The sequence below is a fragment of the Labrys sp. HAY1-8F genome (assembly GCF_056754975.1).
In genome coordinates this window covers 1,638,517-1,657,597 of the sequence record NZ_JBPGWZ010000001.1, presented here as the reverse complement: position 1 = coordinate 1,657,597, position 19,081 = coordinate 1,638,517, and the positions used below count along the sequence as shown (strand labels likewise).

Genomic DNA, 19,081 nt, shown 5'->3' with positions numbered 1-19,081 from the left:
GTCCTGGATACGCGGCCGCTGGCGGCCTTTGACGTCATTTGGATTTGAGGAAGATGTCGAGGCCGACGAGCCGATCGAGCAGCGCGATGGCGAGGCCGGCGCAGGCGATGAAGACGACGGAAATGGCGGCGAGATCCGGCGTGATGATGGAGCGGATGGAGTTGTAGATCTGCACCGGCAGCGTGACGGAACGCGCATCCACCAGCAGCAGGCTGACCAGGAACTCGTTGAGGGCGAGGATGAACATCAGGAGCGAACCGGTGATGATCCCCGGCAGCACCGCGGGCAAAGTGATGTAGATGAAGCGCTGCAAGGGCGGTGCACCGCAATTGGCCGCAGCCAGTTCCAGGTCCGGGCTGAGATTGCTGGCGCTGGCCGTGACCGCCCAGATCATGAAGGGCAAGTTGATCACGCAGCAGGCGATGCCGACGGGCCAGAGCCGGCCGAGCACGCCGAGATTGCCGAAGACCAGCATCATGCCGATGCCCGAGCCGATCAGCGGGATGGTGAAGGGCAGGAGCAGATAGACCTGGATCGAGCGCTCGAAGCGGATCCTGTATTTGGCGAGCGCGATGCCGGCCAGCGTGCCGACGGGCACCGCGATGAGGGTGCAGATCGTCGCCACGATCAGCGAGCGCACAAAGGCCTGGCGCAGATCGGTTGCCTGGGCGATGGCACCGTACCAGCGCAAGGAGAAGCCCTCGGGCGGGAAGGTGATGATGTTGCCCGCGGTGAAGGAGGCGCCGAGCACCACGATGGTCGGCGCCGACAGCATCACCAGCGCCGCGATCACGAAGCCCCAGATCACGATGGACTTGCTGGTGCTGCCGGTCATTTGCGTTCTCCGCTCATGGCCAGCGTGCCGGCGCCGAACAGCATGAACACCACGCCGACGAGAATGGAACCGACCGCCACCAGCATCAGCGACAGCGTGGCGCCCAGGCCCTGGTCGGAGGTGCGGAAGAACTGGTCGTAGATGGCGTTGGCGATGAAGTCCTGCGTGCCGCCGCCCAGGATGGCGGGCACCGCGAAATCGGTCAGCGAGAGGGTGACGACGACGAGGCCGGCGCCGACGAGGCCCGGACGGGCGAGGGGCAGGACGATATGGCGGAAGGTCCGCACCCAGCCCGCGCCGAGCGAACTGGCAGCGGCTTCCAGTTCCGCCGGTATCGCCGTCAGGGCCGGCGCCAGCATCAGCACGGCGAAGGGCAACATGTATTGGACCAGGCCGAAGAGGACGGCGGGATAGTTGTAGAGCAGGCGCATGGGCGCCACGCCGACCAGGCCGAGGGCCTCGTTGACCATGCCCTGATTGCCCAGGATGATCAGCCAGCCATAGGCGCGCACCACCTGGCCGATGAAGAAGGGTAGGAACAGCGCGACCAGAAGGAACTTGCGCAAGCCGGAGGACGGCGTGCGCACCATCAGATAGGCATAGGGGAAGGCCAGGATCAGCGTGGCTGTCGTCACGATGACGGCGCCCATCAGGCTGCGCCCGGCCACGGCGGTGAAGAAGCTTTCGCTCACCACGCGCTGGTAGTTGGCGAGCGTGTAGTTCTCCGACATCAGGAAGGTGCTGGTGTCGAGGACGCGCAGGCTGGCATCGCCCATCTGGATCAGGCCGAGCACGAGAAGGCCGACCAATACGAGCGCGGGCAGCAGCATCAGATAGGGCAGCCCGGCCTTGAAGCTCGACGGCCACACCAGGGCAGCCAGGCGCTCGAGCGCATCCATGATGCGCCAGGTCAGGGGATAGGCGGCACGCGAAGAGCGCATCCTGTCGGTCCTCGATGGAATCTGCCTTCTCCCCTTGTGGGAGAAGGTGGCCGAGCGTAGCGAGGTCGGATGAGGGGAGATACGCAACCTTGCAAGGTATCTGCCAACACCCCTCATCCCCCTGCCGGGACCTAAGGCAATTCCATGGGAAGTGCCTTAGGTCCCGCGAGGGGAGAAGGCTGGTTTGTCTCACCCCTGCATGATTTCCTTGAACTTGGCGAACCACTTGCTCTCGTTCTCTACCTGCGTCCGCGACGAGATGCGGATGAGGTGCTTGAAATCCTCTTCCTTGGTCGGATAGGCGGGGTTGTTGACGAGATCGGCCGGCGGGGTGAGACCGGGTACCACGCCCGGCAGGCCCAGGCCGTCGAGCCAGATCTGCTGGGCGTCCTTGGTCAAGGCGTGGTTGATGTACTGCTTGGCCCAATAGAGCTCGTTCTCCGGCAGGCCTTTGGGAATCCACAGCCCGTCCGTGTCGAACTTGGCGCCTTCCTCCGGCACTACCCAGGCGAGGTCGATGCCGTTCTTCTTGGCCTCGCGCGCATTGGTGGAAATGGTGCAGGCCGCGTCGATCTCGCCCTTCTGGAACCAGGTGGTGAAATCGGGATCCTCGCCCAGCAAGGGCTGCTGCTCCTTCACCTTGGCGATGAAGTCCCAGGCCGCCTGCATGTTGGCCGGAATATCCTCCAGCTTGCCGCCGCCGGCGATCTGGGCAGGGAAATGGAAGCCGATGCCGTCATTGTAGAGCGCGATGCGGCGCTTCAGCTTGGGATCGAGCAGGTCCTTCCAGGATTTGGGCGCTCCGTTGGGGAAGGCCGATGGCCGATAGGCCAGCACATAGACATAGCCGTAGGTGTTGACGATCGGATAGCCGTCGAGGCCGACGGGCTTGGCAAGCTCGGTGGTGTTCTTGAGGTTGGGCAGGTCGGAAAGGTCTTCCGTCACGCCGCGCAGCGCCGATTTGGTGGCGTTGGTGGTGGTGTCCCAGTTCACATGGATCGGCGGGGTACGCTTCTGGGCCACGGCTGCCCACAGCTTGGGCTGGATTTCGTTGTCCTCGGTCAAATCGTGGCGCACGGCGATGCCGGTCTTCTTGGTGAAGCTGTCGGAGACACCCGCCTTCAGGGCATCGACCCAGCTGCCGCCCCAGGCGCGCACGATGATTTCGGAGGGCTTTTCGGGCTCGGCGGCCATGGCCCGGCCCGTGCCCAACGCGGCCGTCGCGCCCGCCGCCAGCAGGGAGGCGAGCAAAGTGCGCCGGCGGATCTCAATCGACAGGAACTGATCTTGTGACATCACTGGTTCTCCTCTGGATCGGACCTTCTCGGGTCACTTCTTGGACTTGGCGTCACTTCTTGAAGACATGCATATCCTTGGCATTCCATCCCAGGCTGACGGCCTCGCCCGGGTCGAATTGCTGATGCGCGATGGGATCGTGATCGAAGACCCGCAGCAGTGCGCCGTCGAGAGCCGGAACCCGTATTTCGTAGACGATGCGCTCGCCCTCGAAGATGGAATCCTCGACCACGCCGTCCACGATGGTCTCGAGGCCCTGCAGCTTCGCCGCGCTCGGCGCGATCCGGACCTGCTCGGCCCTGACCGCGCCCTGGCAGGCCTCGCCGGGAGCCGGCGGTTCGGCGGGATTGGCTGCTACGCCGACCAGGCTGCGACCCGCACTGGTGAAGGCCAGGGTGGAGGCTGTCGCGGCACCGGCGACGCCCTCGATGAAATTGGTGACGCCGATGAAATTGGCGACGAAGGCGTTGGCCGGCGTCCGGTAGGCGTCGAGCGGGCGGGCCTTCTGCTGGATCTGGCCGCCATTCATCACGATGATCTCGTCGGAGACCACCAGGGCCTCGCGCTGGTCGTGGGTGACGTTGATCGTCGTCACCCCGAGCTCCTTCTGGATACGGCGGAACTCCAGCTGCATTTCCTCGCGCAGCTTGCGATCGAGGGCGGCCAGCGGCTCATCGAGCAGCAGGAGGTCGGGCTCGAACACCAAAGCGCGGGCGATCGCCACGCGTTGCTGCTGGCCGCCCGACAATTCGTTGATGCGGCGCGCGCCATAGCCGCCGAGGCGCACGAGCTCAAGATAGCGCTCTACCTTGGCGGCGATGCCGCGGGCATCGTGGCGGCGCATCTTGAGGGGAAAGGCGACGTTTTCGGCGGCTGTCATGTGGGGGAACAGCGCCAGCCTCTGGAACACCATGCCGATGGCCCGCTTATGCGCCGGCACGGCGCTGACGGGCTGGCCGTTGATGAAGATCTCGCCGCGGGTCGGCGCGTCGAAGCCGGCCACCATGCGCAAAAGCGTGGTCTTGCCCGAGCCGGACGGGCCGAGAATGGTGAGGAATTTTCCCTTGGGCAGGTCGAAGGATGCGCTTTTGACCGCATGGACATCGCCAAAGACCATGGCGACGTCCTTCACGGACACGGCAAAGGAGCTCGCTCCGCCAGACAGGCGGCTGCTGAGGGGCGCAGATTCCATTTCGTTCCCCTGTCTTCCCGGGTTGCCGCGTTCGGTCCCGCAGGCCGAATTCATGGCAGCACGAAGCTGTCTATACAGCTACATACAAATACGGTCAACGCTGTCTGCGCAATTCTTGCCCGCACCGCTATTGTGACTAATTATTGTGCAGTGCATGAAGATCGAAGCTGAAGCGATCAAAGCGCTTTGCGATGAGACGCAGTCATCAAAACCGCAAGGACGTGTCGAAACGCGACGTTAAAATGGGCAAGCGTTCGCCCGTGAACGCGCCTTGCTCCCGGAATCAGATGGAGGCGAGATAGCCGCCATCGACCGGGATGCAATGGCCGGTGACATAGGCCGCGGCATCCGAACACAGGAACACCGCGACGCCCGCTATATCCGCCTGCTCGCCGAAGCGCCGTTGCGGGATCTTCGCCAGCATCTGCCCCTGCCACGCCTCGTCCTGGTAGAACACCTCGGTCATGGCCGTGCGGAAATAGCCGGGCGCGATCGCGTTCACCCGGATGTGGTGAACAGCCCATTCGGCCGCGAGGGCGCGGGTGACCCCGAGCAGGCCGGATTTGGAGGCGCCGTAGGGAACCGCGGTGGGAATGCCGACGAAGGAGGTGAGGGAGCACAGATTGACGATAGCTCCGCCTTGGCCCCCACCATCAGCTCCGGCCATGATCCGGCCGGCTGCCTGCGAGCAGAAGAAGGCGCCCTTGAGGTTGGTCGAGACGATGCTGTCCCACAAGGCCTCGTCGACGTCCAAGGATGGGCGCACGGTCTCGACGCCGGCATTGTTGACCAGGATGTCGAGGCCGCCGAGTGTCTCGGCCGCCTGGCCGATCACGGCGTTGCAGTCCTCGACATCTGCGACATCCTGGGCCAGGGCGATGCAGCGGCGCCCCGTTGCCTCGACGAGTTGGCGGGTGCTTTCGAGATTCTCCAGCCGGCGTGCCGTCACGGCGACATCGGCGCCCGCCTCGGCCAGGGACACGGCGATGGTCTGGCCGATACCTCGGCTGGAACCGGTGACGATGGCGCGGCGGCCGGTGAGGTCGAAAATCGGGCGCGACATGGTGCTCCTCTCGCCATCGGGCAAATGCGATCGCCGGCTGCTCTGCAATCGGGTCGGTGAAGGCTGACTTAATTTCATCAGACAAAATCGCGCGGATCGCAAGGTGCCTGGCTTGCGGGGACGAACCCCAGGGGACGGTAGAGGCATTTGCCAGGCGGTGTGCGGCGCCTATAGTCCGCGCCAACGCGACATCGTGATGGTCCGGGAGGGACAGATGGATTCGACTGAACTGCGCGCCATGCAGGCGCCGATCAAGGAGCGCTATCGCGCCGACCCGACGACGGCGCTGATCACCCTGAAAGCCAAGGGCTCGATCGATGGCGAGGGCATTGCCTGCAAGGTTGAAACCGGGCGGGCGCTGGCGACCGCCGGCCTGCATCCGGCGACTGGCGGATCCGGGCTGGAACTGTGCTCCGGCGACATGCTGCTGGAAGCCCTGGTGGCCTGTGCCGGCGTGACGCTGAAATCGGTGGCGACGGCGATCGACCTGCCTCTCAAGGCCGGCCAGGTCAGCGCCGAGGGAGACCTCGATTTTCGCGGCACGCTGGGCGTCGACAGGGAGGCGCCGGTCGGCTTTGCCGAGATCCGGCTTCGCTTCGACGTCGACACCGAGGCGCCGCAAGAACGGCTTGACCAATTGCTGAAGCTGACCGAGCGCTATTGCGTGGTGTTTCAGACCATCAAGAACGGCCCGAAGACCAGCGTGTCGCTGCACCGGATGGCCTGACGCGGGGTTCTCCTCAACCGGACAGGGAGAGGTTTGCCTCCAGCAGGCGGCGGGTGGCCGGCGCCCTGGCTTGCCTGGTGATAGTGCCGGACGGCAGGTTTTCCACCAGGCGCCCCTTGTCGAGCACCAGGATGCGGTCGCAGAAGGACTGCACCACCGCCAGATTGTGGCTGATGAACACATAGGTCAGGCCGAGCTGCTGCTTGAGGTCGAGCAGCAGCGCCAGGATCTGGGCCTGCACGGAGACATCGAGCGCGGAGGTCGGCTCGTCCAGGATCAGGCATTCGGCCTCGACGCCGAGCGAGCGGGCGATGTTGATGCGCTGGCGCTGTCCGCCGGAGAATTCATGCGGGTAGCGCTCGGCCGCGTCGGGACTCAGTCCCACCAGGCGCAGGAGCCGGGACGTGCGCTCGCGTGCGTCCTCGCGGTCGGCGGCGATGCCCAGCCGCAGCATCGGCGTTGCGATCTGGACGCCCACGCGCCGGCGCGGATTGAGGGCCGAGGACGCATCCTGCAGCACGAGCTGGAGACGGCGGCGCAGGGGGCGGCGCGCCTGGTCGGACAGCCCGTCGATCCTGGCGCCGCCGAACAGGATCTCGCCGCCGTCGGGCTGGTCCAGGCCGGTCAACAGGCGCCCGATCGTCGACTTGCCCGAACCGGAGGCGCCGATGATGCCGACGATCTCGCGGCGTTCGATCGCGAAATCGACATCCTCGACGGCGACGACCTCGTGCTGCCGGCCGAACAGGCCGGTGCGTACGCTATAGCGCCGGGTGAGGCCGCGGACCTGGAGGAGAGGGGATGCCACCATCGCTTATCGTCCGGCTGCACGGGCAAGGATGGCCGGCCGATCCTGCTCGCTGATCACGCTGGGCATGGGGCGGGGCAGGGGATGGTCGAGGCGCGGCACGGCATCGATCAGTGTCGCCGTGTAGGGATGTTGGGGTGCCGCAAGCACCCGCTCGGTCTGCCCGGTCTCGACGATGCGTCCCTGCTGCATGACCGCGATGCGGTCGCTCAGGAACGACACCACGCCGAAATCATGGGTGATCAGCAGGATGGCGGTGCCATAGCTGTCGCGGATCCGCGACAGCAAGGCCAGGATCTGCTTTTGGGTGGCTGTGTCGAGCGCCGTCGTCGGCTCGTCGGCGATGATGAGCTTGGGGCGGCTGTTGATCGCCATGGCGATCAGCACGCGCTGGCGCATGCCGCCGCTCAGCCTGTGCGGATAGGAGGCCATGACGCGTTCGGCCGCTTCGATGCCGACTTCGCCAAGCCAGCGCTCAGCTTCGCGGCGGGCCTCACTGCGGCCTAACCCGTTGCGGAAGGCGATCATGTCGGCAAGCTGCCGGCCGATGGTGGATGTCGGGTTCAGGGAGGTCAGCGAGCTCTGGACGATGAAGGCGATGTCCTGGCGCAGGATGCGCTGGCGGTCGCGCGTGCCGGCAGCGAGCAGATCCCGGCCCTGGAAGAGGATGCGCCCTTGCGTAATCCGGGCGGCAGGACGCGGCAGCAGGCCGACGATGGAGGCCGCCGTCATGGTCTTTCCCGAGCCGGACTCGCCGACGAGGGCGAGAATCTCGCCGGCCTGGAGATTGAGGTCGACGCCCCTGACGGCCTTGATGGTGCGGCGGGGTGTGGTGATGGTGACGTGCAGATCTGCGAGGCGCAAAAGATCCGAAGGGCCTGGCGACGCTTGAACCTTGTGATGCGCAATGGGGGCAATGATCGACATGGCCGCTCCTTCAACGAGTGCGATTACGCGTGGTGATGAGGATCCAGCCAGTTCCGCAGGCCACTGCCGAGCCAGTTGAAGGCCAGCGAGACGACGATGATGGCGACGCCGGGGACAATCACCACATGCGGCGCGCCCTCGGCGAACACGCCGACGCCATCCACGGTCATCCGCCCCCAATCGGCCAAGGGTGGCTGGATGCCGAGTCCGAGAAAGCTGAGGCCGGAGGAAAAGCCGATCATCGGCCCGATCAGCGTGGTGGCGTAGATGATGGCGGGCGAGAGCACGTTGGGCAGGAGCTCGCCGAACAGGATGGCCGTCCGGCCGGCGCCGAGCAGGCGCGCCGCATCCAGATATTCGCGCCCGGTTTCCGCCAGCACCGCGAAATAGACCACGCGCGTCATATAGGGAACCAGCGACAGCGCGATGGTGGCGATGATGGTGGTGAGGCCCGGGCCGAGCATGGCGGCGATGGCGATCGCAAACAGGATCATCGGAAAGGCGAAGAGCACGTCGATGCCGCGCATGATCACCTCGCCCAGAGGCTTGCGCGCGAAGCCGGCGGCGAGGCCAAGGCCAAGGCTGACGATGAAGGCGATGGCGACCGGGACAATGCTGGCGATCAGGGACAGGCGCGCGCCCCAGATCAGGCGGGAGAGGATGTCGCGCCCCTGGCCGTCGAGCCCGAGCAAATGGCCCGGCGTGCCGGGCGGTGCGAGGCGGAGGGCGCCTTCGCCGATGTCGGGGTCATAGGGCGAGATCAGGGGGGCCAGGGCTGCCAGGGCGCCCACCGCGACGATGATCGCAAGGCCGATGACGCCGCGATTGATCCAGCGTCGCCGTATGGGCGCGTCGGTGGGGGATGGCCCGAGGGAATTCGAGGCTTGGGAGAGCGACATCAGGCTCTTGCTCGTGGATTGAGCCAGACCAGGGCGAGGTCGACGATCAGGTTGATCACGATGAAGGTCGCGGCAATCATCAGGACGCCGGTCTGGATGACCGGGATGTCATGGGCGGTGATGGCGTTGTAGAGCTGGGCGCTGAGGCCGGGCCAGGCGAACACTGTCTCCACGAAGATGACGCCGCCGAACAGCGTGCCGAATTGCAGCCCGCCGATGCTGACGATCGGCGCCAGGATATTGCGGGCGATCTGGGTGAACAGCAGCCTCGGCGTCGACATGCCGGCCGAGGCGAACATCCTGGCATAATCGGCATTGAGCGCGTCGATGACGCTGGCGCGCGTCAGGCGCATGATGATGGCGATGGCGAGCACGGCGGCCGAGAAGGCCGGCAGGACGAGATGGGCGAGAAGATCGGCCAGGGAATGGGAGCCCCTGAGATTGTACATGCCCGATGAAGGGAGCCAGCGCAGCTGCTTGGAGACCAGCCAGATCAGCATGATGCCGAGCCAGAACACCGGCGTCGCCGCGAGGCCCTCGCTGATTGCGGCCGCCAGCCGGTCGAACCAACCCCCGGCCCGCAGGCCGGAGAGCACGCCGAGCAGGACGCCGACGGTCAAGGCGATCACCAGAACTCGCCAGCGCCAGGATGAAGGTGTTGACGTAGGCGGGGACGAGGATGTCGAGCACCGGCACATGCATGGTGATCGATGTGCCGAAATGGCCGCCCAGCAGGCCCCACAGCCAGGCGCCATACTGGACGAGGAAGGGTCTGTCGAGGCCGAGATCGCGGCGGATCTGGTCGGCGGTCTCGCCCGAGGCGTCGCGGCCGAGCATGATCGCCACCGGGTCTCCCGGGCTGAAATAGACCACCAGGAAGACGAGGAAGGTCACCAGCACCAGAATGGCGAGCGAGGCGACTGCGCGGCGTGCGATGAGGGCGATCATCCCAGCACCCCCGGCCTATTGCTTTTCCTTCAGCCAGACATGGCTGAGATCGTACCAATCCTGGGCGGGGGTGGCGAAGCCGCCGACATTCTTGCCCACGGCATAATGGGTGCGCTCGTAATAGATCGGCAGCTTGCCGACATCGGCGGCCAGGATCCGGTTGGCTTCGCGCCATTTGTCCCTGATGTCCTCGGCCTTGACGGCGGTGATCGCCTCATGGACCGCCTTGTCGAACGCCGGATTGTTGTAGTGGCCCGTATTGCCGCTGCTCTGGCTGTGGGCGACGATGTAAAGCCAATAGGGTGTCAGAAAACCCCATTCCATCGAGGTCAGGGCAACCTCGGGGCCGCTCTTTTTGTTGCGGGCCAGGAAGCTGTTCCAGTCATAGGAGCGGATCTTGAGCTTGATGCCGGCCTTGGCCGCGTCGCGCTGGATCCATTCGGCCACCGGCTCGCCGCCGGTATAGATCTCCAGGAGGCCGCTGACACCGTCGGGGTGGCCGGCTTCGGCCAGCAGCTGCTTGGCTTTCTCCACATCGTGCGGATAGTCGCGGAAGGAGGGGTCGAAGGCATCGCTCCCCGGGTTCAGGATGCCATAGGCAGGCCCGGCCGTATCCTTGAGCAGGTCGCGCGCCAGCCCGGCCCGGTCGATCGACAAAGCGAGCGCCTGGCGCACGCGCGGATCCTTGAAGGTCTCGTTGGCGGTGTTGAAGGTGTAGTAATAGACCGAAGGCAGGTCGACATTGTCGACGCTGAAGCCCTCCGCCTTCAGCTTGGCCACGCTGTCGCGCGGCGGCCAGGAGATGATGTCGACCTCGCCGGTCTCCAGCGCGGCGACACGGGCATTGCCGTCAATGATCGGCCGGAAGATGATGCGGTCGAGGAAGGGCTTGTCGCCCCAATAGCCGTCGAAGCGCTCGATCTCGACCTTCTGGCCGCGGACCCGTTCGACGAAGCGATAAGGGCCGGTGCCGACGGGATGCTCGGCATAGCCGTCATTGCCGTATTTGCGGATGGCCGTGGGGCTGGCAATGCCGCCCGAGCCGCCGCTGCCCTGGGCGAGCATCCGCAGGAAGGGACTGAACGGCTCGGCGAAGGTGAGGACGAGGGTGTGGTCGTCGGGCGTGTCGATCCGGCTGAGCGAGGAATAGGTATAGGCGAGGTTGGCGGCGCTGATCTTGTCGTAGAACTCGAATTTCGGATCCCAGCCGCGGCGGATATTGAAGGCTACGGCCTCGGCATTGAAATCGGTGCCGTCATGGAACTTGACCCCGCGGCGCAAATGGAGGGTGTAGACCCGCCCGTCCGGCGAGATCTCCCAGGATTCGGCGAGGGCCGCCTTCAGGGGCGGCACCTTCACCTCAGCGCCGGATTTCGACAGGTCCTCGGTCACCAGCGCCTCGTGGATGTGACGGGCGATGCGAAAGGTCTCCCAGCCGCCTTCCCGGCCTGGATCGAGATTGGTGATCTCGGCGTTCTGGGCGACGATCAGCGTGCCGCCATATTTGTCGGCGTCGTCGGCGAGGGCCGCGCCATGAACGAGGGCGAACAGGGCGCCGGCGAGGCTCAGCCTGAGGCCCAGGGAAACGAACCGCATCGTAATCTTCCATTCATTCCAGTCAGAGGAGCGGACGCGCCGGGCAACGGTGCGTCGCGGCAGGCGGAAGGCCGGGGGCGATCCGCCTGCCTGATGTCGGCGTCAGAAGTCGCCGATGCCGCCGCCCGGCGGGCCGACCGGCGGTTTTTCCCGGGGCAGCTCGGTCACCAGGGCCTCGGTGGTGACGATCAGCGAGGCGATCGAGGCGGCATCCTGCAGGGCGGTGCGCACCACCTTGGCCGGATCGACGATGCCGGCCTCCAGGAGATCGACGAAGGTCTCGGTCTGGGCGTTGAAGCCGAAGGTCGCCGACTTGTTCTCGGTGATCTTGCCGACCACGATCGAGCCCTCGACGCCGGCATTCTCGACGATCTGGCGAATCGGCGCTTCCAGGGCCTTCAGGACGATGTTGATGCCGGACTGGACGTCGGCGTTCTCGCTTTTGAGCTCGGCAACGGCGGCCTTGGCCCGCAGCAGCGCAACCCCGCCGCCGGGCACGATGCCTTCGGCGACGGCAGCGCGGGTGGCGTTGAGCGCATCGTCGACCCGGTCCTTCTTCTCCTTGACCTCGACCTCGGTCGAACCGCCGACGCGGATCACCGCGACGCCGCCGGCGATCTTGGCCAGGCGCTCCTGCAGCTTCTCGCGGTCATAGTCGGAGGTGGTCTCCTCGATTTGCGCCTTGATCTGGGCAACGCGGGCGCTGATGTCCTTCTTCTTGCCGGCGCCGTCGACGACGGTGGTGTTCTCCTTCTCGATGCGCACGCGCTTGGCGCGGCCGAGCTGGGAGAGCGTGACGTTTTCGAGCTTGATGCCGAGATCCTCCGAGATCGTCTCCCCGGCGGTGAGGACGGCGATGTCCTCCAAGATGGCCTTGCGGCGATCACCGAAGCCCGGCGCCTTGACGGCGGCGACCTTCAGCCCGCCGCGCAGCTTGTTGACCACCAGGGTGGCGAGCGCCTCGCCCTCGACGTCCTCGGCGATAATCAACAGGGGCTTGCCGGTCTGCACCACTGCTTCGAGCACGGGCAGCAAGGGCTGGAGCGAAGAAAGCTTCTTTTCGTGGATGAGGATGTAGGGGTCCTCGAACTCCACCACCAGCTTCTCGGCATTGGTGACGAAATAGGGGGAGAGATAGCCGCGGTCGAACTGCAGGCCCTCGACGACGTCGAGCTCGGTCTCCAGACTCCTGGCTTCCTCGACGGTGATCACACCCTCGTTGCCGACCTTGTCGACGGCGGTGGCGATGATGGCGCCGATCGAGCTGTCGCCATTGGCCGAGATGGTGCCGACCTGGGCCACTTCCTCGGACGACTTGACCTTCTTGGCGCGCTTTTCGATATCCTTGATCGCGGCCGTAACGGCGAGGTCGATGCCGCGCTTGAGATCGAGGGGGTTGAAGCCGGCCGCCACCGCCTTGGCGCCTTCGCGCACGATGGCCTGGGCGAGGACCGTGGCGGTGGTGGTGCCGTCGCCGGCAAGATCATTGGTCTTGGAGGCGACTTCGCGCAGGAGCTGGGCGCCCAGGTTCTCGAACTTGTCCTCGAGCTCGATCTCCTTGGCGACGGTGACGCCGTCCTTGGTGATTCGCGGCGCGCCGAACGATTTTTCGATCACGACATTGCGGCCTTTCGGGCCGAGCGTGACCTTGACGGCATTGGCCAGGATGTCGACGCCGCGCAGCAGGCGCTCGCGGCCATCGGAGGAGAATTTGACGTCTTTTGCTGCCATGGTTGAATTCCTTCGGGCCGGGCGGTGACGAAAGCGCTCCGGGCCTGTCTGACTGTGAAAAGGGGGAGGGGACGTCAGGCAATGATGCCGAGGATGTCCGCTTCCTTGAGGATGAGCAGGTCCTGGCCGTCGATCTTGACTTCCGTGCCGGACCATTTGCCGAACAGCACGCGGTTGCCGGCCTTCACGTCCAGCGGCTGAAGCTTGCCGCTCTCGTCGCGCGCACCGGGGCCGACGGCGACCACCTCGCCCTCCTGGGGCTTTTCCTTGGCGGTGTCAGGTATGATGATGCCGCCCTTGGTTTTCTCGTCGCCTTCCAGGCGACGCAGGACCACGCGATCATGGAGCGGTCGAAAGCTCATGGATTCTACCTCAGATTGATTGAAGCACCGCGATCTGCCGCCTGATTCAGGCGGGTTTTGCGGCTTGAACCCATGCTAGGGCGGGTCAAGCGCCGTCGTCAATAAAAAGAATACAAAATATATAGACAATATGTAATTGATGCGTAATCATACCTCCATCGATTGCCGGACGCAGCCTGCGGCGACAGCAGGCGCGGCCATCCCGGCGAACCAAACTTCCCCAAAGCGTTTTGCGATTCGACGGGCTCACCAAGAACCGCAAAGACGCGTCGAAACAATGAGTTAGAGCAAAAAAGCGTTCAGTCATGAACGCGCTTTGCTCAAGAAATGGATGACGTACGTCGTGTCCGCCGAACCGATCATTTTGAACGGGTTCACCATGAACTCGGTTTCCCATGTCAATTACGGGCTGTGGCAACACCCCGAGGATGAGACGTACCGTTATACCGATCTCGACTATTGGATCGAGCTCGCCCGGATCCTCGACGAGGGTCGCTTCGACAATCTGTTCATCGCCGATGCGCTGGGATTGCTCGACGTGCATGGCGGCAGCGCCGAGGCCTCGCTGCGAACCGGCACGCAATCTCCCCTCGGCGACCCCCTGCTCCTGGTTTCGGCCCTGGCGGCGGCCACGCGCGATCTCGGTTTCGGCATCACCGTCTCGACCAGCTACGAAAAGCCCTATCTGCTCGCCCGCAAATTCACCACGCTGGATCATGTCACCCGCGGGCGCATCGCCTGGAACGTGGTGACCTCCCAGCTCGACAGTGCCGCGCGCAATCTGGGGCTGGAGGCCCAATACCCTCACGACGAGCGCTATGACCGCGCCGACGAATTCCTCGAAGTGGCCTACAAGCTCTGGCAGGGCTCGTGGGAGGACGATGCCGTCCTGCGCGACCGCGGCAGCGCGGACCACCCCGAAGGGCTCTATAGCGATCCCTCCAAGGTGCATGGCATCGGCCATCGCGGCCCTTATTACACCGTTCCCGGCCCGCATCTTTCCGAGCCCAGCCCCCAGCGCGTGCCAGTGATCTTCCAGGCCGGCGGCTCGCCGCGCGGACAGGCTTTCGCGGCCCGCCATGCCGAGGTGGTCTTTGTCGCCGGGGCCGACGCCGCCGGCATCCGGCGCAATGTCGCCGGCATCAAGGAACTGGCCCGCGAGGCGGGCCGGGCGCCGGGAGCCATCCGCTTCGTCAGCGCGCTTGCCGTGGTCACGGCAGGGGATGACGAAACGGCCCGCATGAAGTTCGACGATTATCGCCGCCATTACAGCCTGGAAGGCGCCATCACCCATTATTCGGCGAGCACGGGCATCGATTTTGCCGGTCACCCCCTCGATGAGCCGCTGCGCTATCGGGACACCAACGCCAACCGCTCCCTGCTGCGCATGTTCGACGACCCGGCTTCGGGCAGGCGCTGGACCCTGCGCGAGGCTTTCCTGCCCGATGGCGGCTTCGGGCGGGTGAAGGCGCTGGTGGGCGGGCCGGCCCGGGTCGCCGACGATCTCGACGCCTGCCTCGCCGAGACCGATACCGACGGCATCAATCTCATCCATATCGTCAATCCCGGTAGCTTCCGCGATTTCGCGCAGCATGTCGTGCCTGAGCTCGACCGGCGCGGGCGCCTGCGCGAACGCCGGACCGGGGCGCTGCGCAGCCGCCTGTTCGGCACCGATTCCCCGCGGGTGCCGCCTGACCATCCCGCGGCCCGCTTCGCCTTCCCGGCAGCCCAGACGGCGGAGGCCCGGTCATGAGCGCCGATGGAACGCGGGCAGCCCTGAGCAGGGAGGAGCGGTTTCGGCTCCGGGTTGAGGCGGCCGAGCAGGTCGCGGCGGAACTGCAGCGGACGGGGGCGGCGCGCGATGCCGCCGGTGCCGATCCGGTGGCGGAGATCGATTTGCTGCGCAAGGCCGGACTGCTGACGATCTTCCTGCCAGAAGCGGTTGGCGGGGGCGGTGCCAGCACCCGGCAGGTGCTGCAGATCATCCGCATCCTGGCCAAGGGCGATACTTCCATCGCCCAGATCGCTACCTACCATCTGTTCGGCACGGCCCTGGGCCGGAATGGCGCGAACCAGGCGCTGTTTGCCCGGCGCGCGGAGGGCTTCCTCCGGCAGGGCTGGTTCCATGGCGGCGTGGCCCAGGCCGCCTATGAGCCGCTCATCAGCGCGACGCCGCAAGGCACGGGCTTCGTGCTCAACGGTTCCAAGCCCTTTGCCAGCGGTGCGGCGGTGGCCGACACCCTGCATGTCTGGGTGCGCTTCGCGCCGGGGACGGAGATCGGCGGGGGCGATGCCGGCGGCCATATCGGCCAGTTCGTGGTGCCCAATCCCGCGCCGGGCCTGAGCTTCGGCCATGACTGGGACAATATGGGTCAGCGCCTGACCGTCTCCGGCAGCGCCAGTTTCGACAATGTCGCGGTGAGCCTGGACGACCTCGTCGCGCATCGCCGCGAGGACGCCCCGCAGACGCCGGCCGAAACCCTGCATGTGCCCATCATCCAGCTCGCCTTCGGCGAACTCTATCTCGGCACGGCGCTCGGTGCCTTCGAGGAGGCGCGCGACTATGTCCGCACGCGCTCGCGGCCCTGGCTTTCCTCGCCGGCCGGCAAGGCCAGCGAGGACACGCTGGTGGTCGAGCGTTTCGGCAGGCTCTCCGTCGCGCTGGCCTCGGCCGTGGCCCTGTCGGATGCGGCTGGTGAGGCGGCCCAGCGCGCGGTGGAACGCGGGAGCGCGCTGACCGAGCAGGAGAGAGGCGAGGTCGCCGCCATCGCCTACCAGTCGAAGGTGCATTCGACCGAGGTGGCGCTGGAGGTCACCTCCCGCCTGTTCGAGCTGATGGGCGCGCGGGCCACCACCAGAGCGCTCTCCTTCGATCGCTACTGGCGCAATGTGCGCACCCACTCGCTGCACGATCCCGTGCACTACAAGGTCCTGGAAGTGGGCGACTACGCCCTCAACGGGACGGTTCCTCCACCCACCTATTATTCGTGAATGGTTTGAACGATGTCCGTTTCATCACCGCCGATTGCCGCCAAGAAACCCTTTCTGCTCAATGGCTTCGGCATGGCCGTCGTCGGCCACGTCTCGGCGGGCCTGTGGCGCCATCCCGACGACCGGGCCGACACCTATACCAGCATCGATTACTGGATCGGCCTCGCTAAATTGCTCGAGGAAGGCGGCTTCGACGGGCTGTTCCTGGCCGATGCGCTCGGACACCTGGACGTCTATGCCGGCACGCCCGATGCCTCGCTGCGCACCGCCGCCCAATCCCCGGTCAACGATCCTCTGCTGCTGGTCTCGGCCATGGCGGCGGCAACCCGGCATCTGGGCTTCGGCATCACGGTGTCGACCACCTATGAGCAGCCCTATCTGCTGGCGCGTAAGTTCACCACGCTCGACCACCTCACCAAGGGGCGCATCGCCTGGAATGTCGTCACCTCCGTGCTGGAGTCGGCCGCGCGCAATCTCGGCCTCGAACGCCAGATCGATCATGACGAGCGCTATGACCGCGCCCAGGAGTTCGTCGACGTTGCCTACAAGCTGTGGGAAGGGTCGTGGGAGGAGGATGCGGTCATCCGCGATCGCAAGCGGGGGATCTATACCGATCCTTCCAAGGTCCATGCCATCCATCATCGCGGCACCTATTTCACCGTGCCGGACGCGCATCTGTCCGAGCCGAGCCCCCAGCGCACGCCCCTGCTCTACCAGGCCGGCACCTCGACGCGCGGGCGCGAATTCGCGGCGCAGAATGCCGAAGTCGTCTTCCTGGGCGGTACCAATTCGCCGTCGATCCGCCGGCGTATCGAGCAGATCCGCTCGCGCGCCATCGAACTCGGCCGGGCGCCCGACGCCATCAAGTTCATCACTGCCATTAGCGTGGTGACGGCTGAAACCGACGAGGAAGCCGAGGCGAAGTATCGCGACTATCTCTCCTACACCAGCGTGGAGGCGGCGCTCGCTTTGTTCTCGGCCTGGACCGGGGTCGACTGGTCGCAATATCCCCTCGATCATCCCATCGAATATATCGAGACCAATGCCGGCCGCTCGGCTTTGTCCAGCCTCACCAGCATCGATGCCGACCGGCGCTGGACCGTGGGCGATGTCGCCGACTATATCGGCGTTGGCGGCATCCATCCCACCCTGGTCGGCGGGCCCAAGAAGGTTGCCGACGCGCTCGAGCGCCTTGCCGACGAGACCGGCATCGACGGCTTCAACCTTGCCTATGCCATCAGCCCCGGCTCCTTCGAGGATTTCATCCGCTTCGTCGTGCCCGAGCTTCGGCAGCGCGGCCGCATCCGCGAGCGGCCGGCGACGCCGGTGACCCTGCGCGAACGCTTCCAGGGCGATGGCCAGCGCCGGCTGCGCGAGGACCATCGCGGCGCCTCCTTCCGCGACTTCACCCGTTTTGTCCCCACGCGGGACGTGCCGGCCGCGACCGCGGCCGAGTGACCCCCATTTGCCGACAGTTTTGAACAAGGACGAGACAAAGTGGCCTATGACGCAACCGTGAGCGCCCTGCGCGATACGCGCAGGGATGCCGCCATCGAGATCTATGCCGGCCTTTCGGAGGCGGAGTTCGTGGAGTGGCGCAGCCGCGCCGAACATGTCGCCGCCGAACTCGCGGCCAGTGCGCTCGAACGCGACCGCGCCAACCAGGATCCGTTCGAGGAAATCGGGCTCCTGCGCAAGGCTGGCCTTCTCGGCCTTGCCGTGCCGCGAGCCCTGGGTGGCGCCGGCGCCAATCTCGCGCAGGCGCTCGAGATCAGCCGTATCATCTCTGCAGCGGACGGCTCGATCGGGCAACTGATCGCCTATCACTATTCCAACGGAGTGTGGAGCTACATCCTCGGCACGCCCGAACAATGGCAGGGCACGGCTCGCGGCGTTGCCGAGGAGGGCTGGTTCCAGGGCGGCGTCAGCAATCCGCGCGATCCCAAGGCCGAACTGGAGAAGACCGCGAACGGTTATCTGATCAGCGGCCGGCGCACCTTCGCCACCGGCGCCTCGATCGCGCAGATCCTCACCGTCACTGTGTGGGACGGCGAGAAGCGGGTGCATTTCCAGGTCCCGCCCTCGCGCAAGGGCATCAGCTTCGAGGGCGATTGGGACAATCTGGGCCAGCGTCTCACCGCCAGCGGCTCGGTGATCTTCGATCGAGTGGAGGCGACCGAAGCGGACCTCCTGTCGGGTCTCGACCACTATGTCGGCGATGTCGAGCAGCGCGACGGGCTGCGCGTGCTGTTCAGCCAGCTGATCTTCGTCAATTTCTATCTTGGCATTGCCGAGGGAGCGCTCAAGGCTGCGGCCGCCTATGTGCGCAGCCATGGCCGGCCCTGGCCCGAGTCGGGGCTGGAAAGGGCTACCGAGGATCCCTACCATCTCCAGCTCTTCGGGCGCCTGTCGGCGGGCATCGCCGCCGGCGTGGCCCTGGCGGACAAGGCCGCGGCCCTCTATCAGGCGGCACTGCTGGCCGGCCCGGCGCTGACGGCGCAAGCGTGGGGCGAGCTTGCCCTTCTGATCGACCAGGCCAAGGTCATCGCCACCAAGGTCTCGCTTGAGGTCACCGCCGATATCTATGAGGCGACGGGCGCCCGCTCGACGGCCAACAAATACGGTCTCGACATCTATTGGCGCAATGTACGTACCCATACGGTGCATGACCCGGTGTCCTACCGCCTGCGCGAAATCGGCGAATTCGCGCTCAACCAGACGCTGCCGAAGCCTCGCGTCTTCACCCCGCCGGCGAAGGCCTGAGC

General features: G+C 65.7%; 17 protein-coding genes and 1 pseudogene. 5 read left to right on the top strand and 13 right to left on the bottom strand.

All coding sequences use genetic code 11. The features are described 5' to 3' along the window. Window positions 1-34 precede the first annotated feature (34 nt). From ACR9ZN_RS07650 to ACR9ZN_RS07630, 5 genes are all read right to left on the bottom strand, one after another. On the bottom strand, window positions 35-835 hold the full coding sequence (locus ACR9ZN_RS07650) for an ABC transporter permease (protein WP_434959982.1): 801 nt from the start codon (window positions 833-835) through the stop codon (window positions 35-37). After that, window positions 832-1,776, bottom strand: coding sequence for an ABC transporter permease (locus tag ACR9ZN_RS07645; protein WP_441771610.1), 945 nt, complete (start codon window positions 1,774-1,776; stop codon window positions 832-834). Before ACR9ZN_RS07645 ends, ACR9ZN_RS07650 begins: the two co-directional genes overlap by 4 nt. A 189-nt stretch (window positions 1,777-1,965) precedes the next feature. Next, window positions 1,966-3,072, bottom strand: coding sequence for an ABC transporter substrate-binding protein (locus tag ACR9ZN_RS07640; protein ID WP_481271822.1), 1,107 nt, complete (start codon window positions 3,070-3,072; stop codon window positions 1,966-1,968). 52 nt (window positions 3,073-3,124) lie between these two features. Further along, complete coding sequence (locus ACR9ZN_RS07635) at window positions 3,125-4,264, bottom strand: ABC transporter ATP-binding protein (protein WP_481271821.1); 1,140 nt, start codon at window positions 4,262-4,264, stop codon at window positions 3,125-3,127. A gap of 283 nt (window positions 4,265-4,547) precedes the next feature. Next, window positions 4,548-5,327: an SDR family NAD(P)-dependent oxidoreductase gene (locus tag ACR9ZN_RS07630; RefSeq protein WP_454816968.1), complete on the bottom strand. Its 780-nt coding sequence runs from the start codon at window positions 5,325-5,327 to the stop codon at window positions 4,548-4,550. 214 nt (window positions 5,328-5,541) lie between these two features. Here ACR9ZN_RS07630 and ACR9ZN_RS07625 point away from each other — a divergent pair, with 214 nt between their 5' ends. After that, window positions 5,542-6,054 carry an OsmC family protein gene (locus tag ACR9ZN_RS07625; RefSeq protein ID WP_434959987.1) on the top strand — a complete coding sequence of 171 codons (513 nt, stop codon included), beginning with the start codon at window positions 5,542-5,544 and terminating at the stop codon, window positions 6,052-6,054. A 13-nt stretch (window positions 6,055-6,067) separates the two neighbouring features. On the opposite strand, the gene ACR9ZN_RS07620 is transcribed toward ACR9ZN_RS07625, so the two are convergent. The 8 genes and pseudogenes from ACR9ZN_RS07620 to groES form a co-directional block, all read right to left on the bottom strand. Then, entirely contained in the window at window positions 6,068-6,865 is a 798-nt protein-coding gene (locus ACR9ZN_RS07620; RefSeq protein WP_481271820.1) for an ATP-binding cassette domain-containing protein, read from the bottom strand. Between the two features lie 3 nt (window positions 6,866-6,868). Beyond that, on the bottom strand, window positions 6,869-7,789 hold the full coding sequence (locus ACR9ZN_RS07615) for an ABC transporter ATP-binding protein (protein WP_481271819.1): 921 nt from the start codon (window positions 7,787-7,789) through the stop codon (window positions 6,869-6,871). 23 nt (window positions 7,790-7,812) lie between these two features. After that, window positions 7,813-8,688, bottom strand: coding sequence for an ABC transporter permease (locus tag ACR9ZN_RS07610; protein ID WP_454816976.1), 876 nt, complete (start codon window positions 8,686-8,688; stop codon window positions 7,813-7,815). Continuing rightward, on the bottom strand, window positions 8,688-9,317 hold the full coding sequence (locus ACR9ZN_RS07605) for an ABC transporter permease (protein WP_481271818.1): 630 nt from the start codon (window positions 9,315-9,317) through the stop codon (window positions 8,688-8,690). Before ACR9ZN_RS07605 ends, ACR9ZN_RS07610 begins: the two co-directional genes overlap by 1 nt. A 100-nt stretch (window positions 9,318-9,417) precedes the next feature. Continuing rightward, window positions 9,418-9,636 (bottom strand): annotated as a pseudogene (locus ACR9ZN_RS07600) (ABC transporter permease); the annotation flags it as partial. Between the two features lie 15 nt (window positions 9,637-9,651). Continuing rightward, window positions 9,652-11,232 carry an ABC transporter substrate-binding protein gene (locus ACR9ZN_RS07595; RefSeq protein ID WP_481271817.1) on the bottom strand — a complete coding sequence of 527 codons (1,581 nt, stop codon included), beginning with the start codon at window positions 11,230-11,232 and terminating at the stop codon, window positions 9,652-9,654. A gap of 102 nt (window positions 11,233-11,334) precedes the next feature. Beyond that, the gene (gene groL / locus ACR9ZN_RS07590) at window positions 11,335-12,963 is read right to left on the bottom strand and encodes a chaperonin GroEL (RefSeq protein WP_481271816.1); all 1,629 of its coding nucleotides are present in this window, start codon (window positions 12,961-12,963) and stop codon (window positions 11,335-11,337) included. 74 nt (window positions 12,964-13,037) lie between these two features. Beyond that, window positions 13,038-13,325, bottom strand: a complete 288-nt coding sequence (groES, locus tag ACR9ZN_RS07585; RefSeq protein WP_322433050.1) for a co-chaperone GroES — start codon at window positions 13,323-13,325, stop codon at window positions 13,038-13,040. 331 nt (window positions 13,326-13,656) lie between these two features. Between groES and ACR9ZN_RS07580 the strand changes: the two genes are divergently transcribed. The 4 genes from ACR9ZN_RS07580 to ACR9ZN_RS07565 are packed head-to-tail and all read left to right on the top strand — an operon-like array spanning window position 13,657 to window position 19,079. Further along, complete coding sequence (locus tag ACR9ZN_RS07580) at window positions 13,657-15,078, top strand: NtaA/DmoA family FMN-dependent monooxygenase (RefSeq protein WP_481271815.1); 1,422 nt, start codon at window positions 13,657-13,659, stop codon at window positions 15,076-15,078. Then, window positions 15,075-16,316 (top strand): acyl-CoA dehydrogenase family protein, encoded by a 1,242-nt coding sequence (locus ACR9ZN_RS07575; RefSeq protein ID WP_481271814.1) that lies wholly within the window; start codon window positions 15,075-15,077, stop codon window positions 16,314-16,316. Before ACR9ZN_RS07580 ends, ACR9ZN_RS07575 begins: the two co-directional genes overlap by 4 nt. Window positions 16,317-16,328: 12 nt before the next feature. Then, window positions 16,329-17,774, top strand: coding sequence for an LLM class flavin-dependent oxidoreductase (locus tag ACR9ZN_RS07570; protein WP_481271813.1), 1,446 nt, complete (start codon window positions 16,329-16,331; stop codon window positions 17,772-17,774). A gap of 39 nt (window positions 17,775-17,813) precedes the next feature. Then, window positions 17,814-19,079, top strand: coding sequence for an acyl-CoA dehydrogenase family protein (locus tag ACR9ZN_RS07565; protein ID WP_434959997.1), 1,266 nt, complete (start codon window positions 17,814-17,816; stop codon window positions 19,077-19,079). Window positions 19,080-19,081: the final 2 nt, after the last annotated feature.

Coding starts and splice junctions, on each gene's coding strand:
- ACR9ZN_RS07625 (WP_434959987.1), top strand. CDS start 5,542: ATGGATTCGACTGAACTGCGCGCCATGCAGGCGCCGATCAAGGAGCGC.
- ACR9ZN_RS07630 (WP_454816968.1), bottom strand. CDS start 5,327: ATGTCGCGCCCGATTTTCGACCTCACCGGCCGCCGCGCCATCGTCACC.
- ACR9ZN_RS07615 (WP_481271819.1), bottom strand. CDS start 7,789: ATGTCGATCATTGCCCCCATTGCGCATCACAAGGTTCAAGCGTCGCCA.
- ACR9ZN_RS07610 (WP_454816976.1), bottom strand. CDS start 8,688: ATGTCGCTCTCCCAAGCCTCGAATTCCCTCGGGCCATCCCCCACCGAC.
- ACR9ZN_RS07650 (WP_434959982.1), bottom strand. CDS start 835: ATGACCGGCAGCACCAGCAAGTCCATCGTGATCTGGGGCTTCGTGATC.
- ACR9ZN_RS07640 (WP_481271822.1), bottom strand. CDS start 3,072: ATGTCACAAGATCAGTTCCTGTCGATTGAGATCCGCCGGCGCACTTTG.
- ACR9ZN_RS07575 (WP_481271814.1), top strand. CDS start 15,075: ATGAGCGCCGATGGAACGCGGGCAGCCCTGAGCAGGGAGGAGCGGTTT.
- groL (WP_481271816.1), bottom strand. CDS start 12,963: ATGGCAGCAAAAGACGTCAAATTCTCCTCCGATGGCCGCGAGCGCCTG.
- ACR9ZN_RS07570 (WP_481271813.1), top strand. CDS start 16,329: ATGTCCGTTTCATCACCGCCGATTGCCGCCAAGAAACCCTTTCTGCTC.
- ACR9ZN_RS07595 (WP_481271817.1), bottom strand. CDS start 11,232: ATGCGGTTCGTTTCCCTGGGCCTCAGGCTGAGCCTCGCCGGCGCCCTG.
- ACR9ZN_RS07620 (WP_481271820.1), bottom strand. CDS start 6,865: ATGGTGGCATCCCCTCTCCTCCAGGTCCGCGGCCTCACCCGGCGCTAT.
- ACR9ZN_RS07635 (WP_481271821.1), bottom strand. CDS start 4,264: ATGGAATCTGCGCCCCTCAGCAGCCGCCTGTCTGGCGGAGCGAGCTCC.
- ACR9ZN_RS07645 (WP_441771610.1), bottom strand. CDS start 1,776: ATGCGCTCTTCGCGTGCCGCCTATCCCCTGACCTGGCGCATCATGGAT.
- groES (WP_322433050.1), bottom strand. CDS start 13,325: ATGAGCTTTCGACCGCTCCATGATCGCGTGGTCCTGCGTCGCCTGGAA.
- ACR9ZN_RS07580 (WP_481271815.1), top strand. CDS start 13,657: ATGACGTACGTCGTGTCCGCCGAACCGATCATTTTGAACGGGTTCACC.